Consider the following 6237-nt stretch of genomic DNA (forward strand, 5'->3'; position numbering starts at 1 on the left):
CCTGGTGGCGGCCCGCATCGGCCGCCCGCCGGTGCTGCGGCGATCGATCCTCACGCTGTTCACGGGCCGAGCTCCCGAGGTAGGCGTGTCCCCCGAAGTAACCGCGGAAACAGCGGAAAGCTCGGGTCGCGGCGTGCCGGGAGTCGTCCTGAACGGGTTCGTCGAGCGCGTCGGCGGCTCGGCTCCGCTGGTGGCCCCGGACGGCTCGGCCCACCGCGGCGAGCAGGTGGTGGCCGCCGCCCTCGACGCGATGGCGCGTCTGGTCGACGGGGGTTCTCCTATAGCAGTCGCAACACCCGCGCACTGGGGACCGGGAGCCATCGGCGCGCTGCGCGGTGCGCTGCGCGCGCTGCCCGGCCTGGCACCCAACGGCACACCTGCCGTGCTGATCCCGGACTCGATGGCTGCGCTGACAGCGCTACAGGCCGGCCCGGGACTGCCCGACCGCGGCGTGGTCGTGTTGGTCGATCTCGGCGGCAGCGGATCCAGCATCACCCTGGCCGACGCGGCCGCGAACCTGGACCCGATCGGCTCTACGGCCCGCTATCCAGAGTTCTCCGGTGACGCACTGGACCAGGTGATGCTCAACCATGTGCTCGCGGCGATCGCCGAGGCGACCCAGGACGACACTGCGCGCACCGCCGCTCACGATTCGATTGCGCAGGTGGTTGACGAGTGCCGCATTGCCAAGGAAAGGCTCTCCGCGGAGACCGCAGCGGTGGTGCCCGCCGAGCTCCCGGGACTGACAGCCGACATCCGGGTCACCCGCTCCGAGTTCGACCAGCTGATCTCCGAACCCATCGGGGGACTGTTGAGCGCCATCGAGGACATCCTGCGAAGCAACGGGGTTTCGGTCACCAAGGTCTCCGCGGTAGCCACCGTCGGAGGCAGCGCCGCCATTCCGCTGGTGACGCGACGGCTGTCCGAGCGGCTGCGCGCACCCGTGATCACCACCCCATATCCACAGCTGAACGTGGCCGTCGGCGCGGCGCTGGTCGCCAACCAGAGCCCAGGAGCCGACGCGCCGACCGGAAGCGCTCAACCAGTCGACGCGCCTACCACCGTGGGACCGGCGGCATGGGCGGCGCGGGCGGCGGGGCTGGCCGCCGGCGAATCCGCCGTCGACGGTGCCGCGTCGGCGACCTTCCGCGCGCTCGCCTGGTCCCAAGACGACGAATCGGTCGAGGATCCACTGCCCTACACCGGCGACGACTACACCTCCACGTCGTCCTACCCGGGACAGGGCGCGACCGCCGCCCCGCCGCCGGTGGACTACAACTCCGGGACCGGCGGGTACCAATATGAATCTTCTGGCTACGAATCGTCTGGCGATGCACATTACGGTGAGCCCGATCCGTTCCCGTGGTACAAACGCCCGCCTGTGCTGTTCGGGGTGGCTGCCGCCGCGGCGCTCCTGGCACTCGGCGGGCTCGCCGCGACATTGAACAGTTCGATCGGCGACCCGACCACGGTCACCGAGACCGCCACGCCCGCTCCGGGCGAGACATCACCGTCCGAGTTGCCGCCACCGGTCACCACAGTCACGGTCGGGCCGGACGGGGTGGCAACCACCACCGTGAGCCAGCCACCGCCGCCCCCGCCGGAGTCCACGACGACGAGCACGACGACGACCACCACGCAGCCGACCACAACCACGACGACGACGACGACGACCCAGACCACCACCCAGCCGACAACAACCCAGCCGACCACCACCCAACAGACCACCACCCAACAGACGACCACCCAACAGACGACCACCCAGCCGACCACGACACGGCCGCCGACAACGACCGCAGCAGCGCCGCCGACCACCACGGCCGCACCCGCGGATCTGATCACCACGACTGCCATCGCGCCCAACGCCGTGGCGTGACCTGAGTAGCGGCGAGTCCGGCGCTGCGCCCACGAAGCAACCTGTGCCGGCCATCGGTGCGGCGTTCACCGCCGCGAACGCCGATCCGCTTGCAGGCGTCGATGTGCACGCGATGCTGGCGGCGTCACGCTGACCAATCGCTAGTTAGGCCAGCCTTCATAGCGCGGTTTCACTGCGAGATGCGACTATGAGCAGGCAACCAGCCAAAGTTACCCATCGGTAATATAGCCGATGTTACCCGTCGGTAACCCCACGACCGGAGGATGCGCGTGGAAACGCAGATGCTGATAAGGATCATCGTCGGGGCATTGATGATCGCCGTGGTCGGCGTGTTCGCCGTAAAGCGGGTGGTGTGGCTGACAAAGCTGATCCGGTCCGGTCAACCGATGAGCGAGTCCAACAACCGCAAAGACCACATGAAAACGCGTATCGCCACGCAAGTAGAAGAAGTGTTCGGGCAGACCCGAATGCTGCGCTGGTCGATCCCTGGTATCGCGCACTTCTTCACCATGTGGGGTTTTTTCATCCTGGCCTCGGTATACCTCGAGGCTTTCGGCCTGCTCGTCGTCCGTGACTTCCACATCCCGTTCATCGGCACATGGGACGCGCTGGGCTTCCTGCAAGACTTCTTCGCCGTCGCGGTGCTGCTCGGCATCATCACCTTTGCGATCATTCGGCTGCGCACCGAACCTAAACAGCACGGTCGCAGCTCCCGCTTCTACGGATCACATACCGGTGGCGCCTGGCTGATCCTATTCATGATCTTCAACGTCATCTGGACCTACGCCCTGGTGCGCGGGGCCGCGGTCAACAACGGCACGTTGCCGTACGGCAACGGCGCGTTCTTCTCTCAGCTGATGGGCTCGATCATGGAGCCGCTGGGCCATACCGCCAACGAGTGGATCGAGACGATCGCCCTGCTCGCGCACATCGCGATCATGCTGGTGTTCCTGCTGATCGTGCTGCACTCCAAGCACCTGCACATCGGCTTGGCGCCGCTCAACGTCACGTTCAAGCGGCTACCCGACGGCCTGGGTCCGCTACTTCCGGTGGAGTCCAAAGGCGAGGTCGTGGACTTCGAGGATCCCGCCGAGGACGCCGTGCTGGGCCGGGGCAAGATCGAGGATTTCACCTGGAAGGGCTACCTGGACTTCACCACGTGCACCGAATGCGGTCGCTGCCAGTCGCAGTGCCCTGCCTGGAATACCGGAAAGCCCCTGTCACCCAAGCTCGTGATCATGAACCTCCGCGACCACATGTTCGCCAAGGCTCCCTACTTCCTGGACGGCAAGGAGATGCCCAGCGAAGCGTCGGTGGCCAAGGAACTGGAGTCGACCGAGGGCGGCTTCATCGAGACCAAACACGACGACGAGCACCATGTGCCGGAGTCGGGCTTCGAGCGTGTTCCCGCCGACTCCCCGCTGCAGGCCACCCGGCCGATGGTCGGCACCCTGGAACAGGGCGGCGTCATCGACCCGGACGTGTTGTGGTCGTGCACCACGTGCGGCGCCTGTGTCGAGCAGTGCCCGGTGGACATCGAGCACATCGACCATATCGTCGACATGCGCCGTTATCAGGTGATGATGGAGTCGGAGTTCCCCGGCGAACTCGGTGTGCTGTTCAAGAACCTGGAGAACAAGGGCAACCCGTGGGGCCAGAACTCCAAGGACCGCACCAACTGGATCGATGAGGTCGACTTCGACGTGCCGGTCTACGGCAAGGACGTCGACTCTTTCGAAGGCTTCGAGTACCTGTTCTGGGTAGGTTGCGCCGGCGCGTACGAGGACCGGGCGAAGAAGACCACCAAAGCGGTCGCCGAGCTGATGTCCGCGGCAGGCGTGAAGTTCCTGGTGCTGGGCGAGGGCGAGACGTGCAACGGTGACTCGGCCCGCCGATCCGGCAACGAGTTCCTGTTCCAGCAACTCGCCGCGCAGAACGTGGAGACGCTCAAAGACCTGTTCGACGGCGTCAATCAGGTGGACCGCAAGGTCGTCGTCACCTGCCCGCACTGCTTCAACACCCTGGGCCGCGAATACCCGCAGCTCGGCGGCGACTACACCGTGCTGCACCACACCCAATTGCTGAATCGACTGATCCGTGACAAGAAGTTGGTTCCGGTCGAGCCCGTCGGCTCCAGCGGCCCGGGCGAAGCGGACATCACCTATCACGACCCGTGCTACCTGGGCCGGCACAACAAGGTCTACGACGCCCCGCGCGAGTTGATCGGGGCCTCCGGCGCGAAGCTGACCGAGATGCCCCGGCACGCCGACCGCGGCCTGTGCTGCGGTGCGGGCGGCGCGCGGATGTGGATGGAAGAGAACATCGGCAAGCGGGTCAACACCGAACGCGTCGAAGAGGCCCTGGACACGGGCGCCTCCAAGATCGCCACTGGGTGCCCGTTCTGTCGAGTGATGATCACCGACGGTGTCGATGACGTCGCCACGGCCAGAGACGTGGAGAAAGCCGAGGTTCTCGACGTGGCCCAGCTGCTGCTGGGTTCGCTGGACAAGAGCACCTTCACGCTGCCTGAAAAGGGCGCCGCCGCAAAGGAAGCCGAGAAGCGCGGGCCGCGTGTCGCTGCCGATAAAGCTGCGGCGCCCGCAGCCGAAGACGTGGCAGCCGCGCCTGCGGAGGCGGCAAAGCCGGAAGCCGGCGCGCCATCCGGATCCAAGCCCGTCACCGGCCTGGGTATCGCCGGTGGCGCCAAACGGCCCGGTGCAAAAAAGGCAGCTCCCGCGGCAAGCGGTACACCTGCCGCCCCGGAGTCCGCAACCGCCCCGAAAGCCGCCCCCGCCGCTCCGGTCAAGGGGTTGGGCATCGCCGGTGGAGCCAAGCGCCCGGGCGCCAAGAAGGCAGCTCCCGCAGCCCAGGCGTCAACCCCGGCGTCTGCTCCGGCAGAGCGGCAGGAGGCGAAGCCGGCCGAGTCTGCGCCGGCCAAGCCTGCGCCGGAGCCGCCGGTCAAGGGACTTGGCATCGCCGCGGGCGCGCGTCGCCCAGGTGCCAAAAAGGCACCGGCTGCGGCGGCCCCTGCCGAACCCGCCGAGCAGCCCAGCGGCGAGCCGACCGCCGAGCCCGGCAGCGACGGCGAGGCGGCCGCGTCTTCGGCCACGGAGGCCGTGGAAGCCAAAGAGGCCAAGGAAGCCAAAGAGGAGCCGCCCGTCAAGGGCCTGGGTATTGCCAAGGGCGCCCGACCGCCGGGCAAGCGTTAGGTCACCGTCGCGCCTCAGATTCCTATTTCATTCGACAGCAATGGGACGATAGTGCCCATGAGCACTTCGCAGTTGCCCTGGCACTCGACCGGCCACCATGACCGGCCGCGGGTTTTCACGCAGTCGAGCAAGCTGCAGGACGTTCTCTACGAGATTCGCGGACCTGTGCACGAGCATGCGTCACGCCTGGAGGCCGAAGGGCACCGGATCCTCAAGCTCAACATCGGCAACCCGGCGCCATTCGGCTTCGATGCGCCCGACGTGATCATGCGCGACATGATCGCCGCGCTACCCTACGCGCAGGGCTATTCCGATTCCAAGGGCATCGTCAGCGCACGACGTGCCGTCTTCACCCGCTACGAACTCGTCGACGGGTTCCCACGGTTCGACATCGACGATGTCTTTCTGGGCAACGGCTGTTCTGAGCTGATCACCATGACCCTGCAGGCGCTGCTGGACAACGGCGACCAGGTGCTCATCCCGGCGCCGGATTACCCGCTGTGGACAGCGTCGACATCGCTGGCCGGTGGCACCCCCGTGCACTACCTATGTGAAGAAACCCAGGGCTGGCAGCCTGACATCGCGGATCTGGAATCCAAGATCACTGACCGCACTAAAGCGATTGTCGTGATCAATCCGAACAACCCCACCGGCGCGGTGTACTCCCGCGAAGTTCTCACCAAGATCGCCGACCTGGCTCGCAAGCACGAACTGATGCTGCTGGCCGATGAGATCTACGACAAAATCCTCTACGACGATGCAGCGCACATCGCGATGGCAACCGTGGCCCCTGATGTGCTGTGCTTGACCTTCAATGGCCTTTCCAAGGCCTACCGGGTGGCGGGATACCGGTCCGGCTGGCTGGTCATCACCGGCCCCAAGGAGAACGCGACCAGCTTCATCGAAGGCATCGGCTTGCTGGCCAACATGCGGTTGTGTCCGAATGTGCCCGCGCAGCATGCGATTCAGGTTGCGCTGGGTGGTCACCAGAGCATCGACGACCTGGTGCTGCCGGGCGGACGTCTGCTGGAGCAGCGCGATGTGGCGTGGACGCAGCTCAATGCGATCCCCGGGGTGTCATGCGTGAAGCCCGAAGGTGCGCTGTACGCGTTCCCGCGCCTGGACCCCGAGGTCTACGAGATCGTCGACGAC

General features: G+C 66.3%; 3 protein-coding genes. All 3 read left to right on the forward strand.

Annotation, left to right across the window (positions count from 1 at the left end; all coding sequences use genetic code 11):
* The first annotated feature begins 1 nt into the window (after position 1).
* Positions 2-1876 (forward strand): Hsp70 family protein, encoded by a 1875-nt coding sequence (locus tag ACPGXI_RS17410; protein WP_526655182.1) that lies wholly within the window; start codon positions 2-4, stop codon positions 1874-1876.
* A gap of 269 nt (positions 1877-2145) precedes the next feature.
* Positions 2146-5085, forward strand: coding sequence for a (Fe-S)-binding protein (locus tag ACPGXI_RS17415; protein ID WP_526655186.1), 2940 nt, complete (start codon positions 2146-2148; stop codon positions 5083-5085).
* 57 nt (positions 5086-5142) lie between these two features.
* On the forward strand, positions 5143-6237 hold a 1095-nt coding region (locus ACPGXI_RS17420), incomplete at its 3' end, for a pyridoxal phosphate-dependent aminotransferase (RefSeq protein WP_526655184.1).

Source organism: Mycobacterium sp. (assembly GCF_049608025.1).
In the GTDB taxonomy this organism is placed as follows: Bacteria; Actinomycetota; Actinomycetes; order Mycobacteriales; family Mycobacteriaceae; genus Mycobacterium.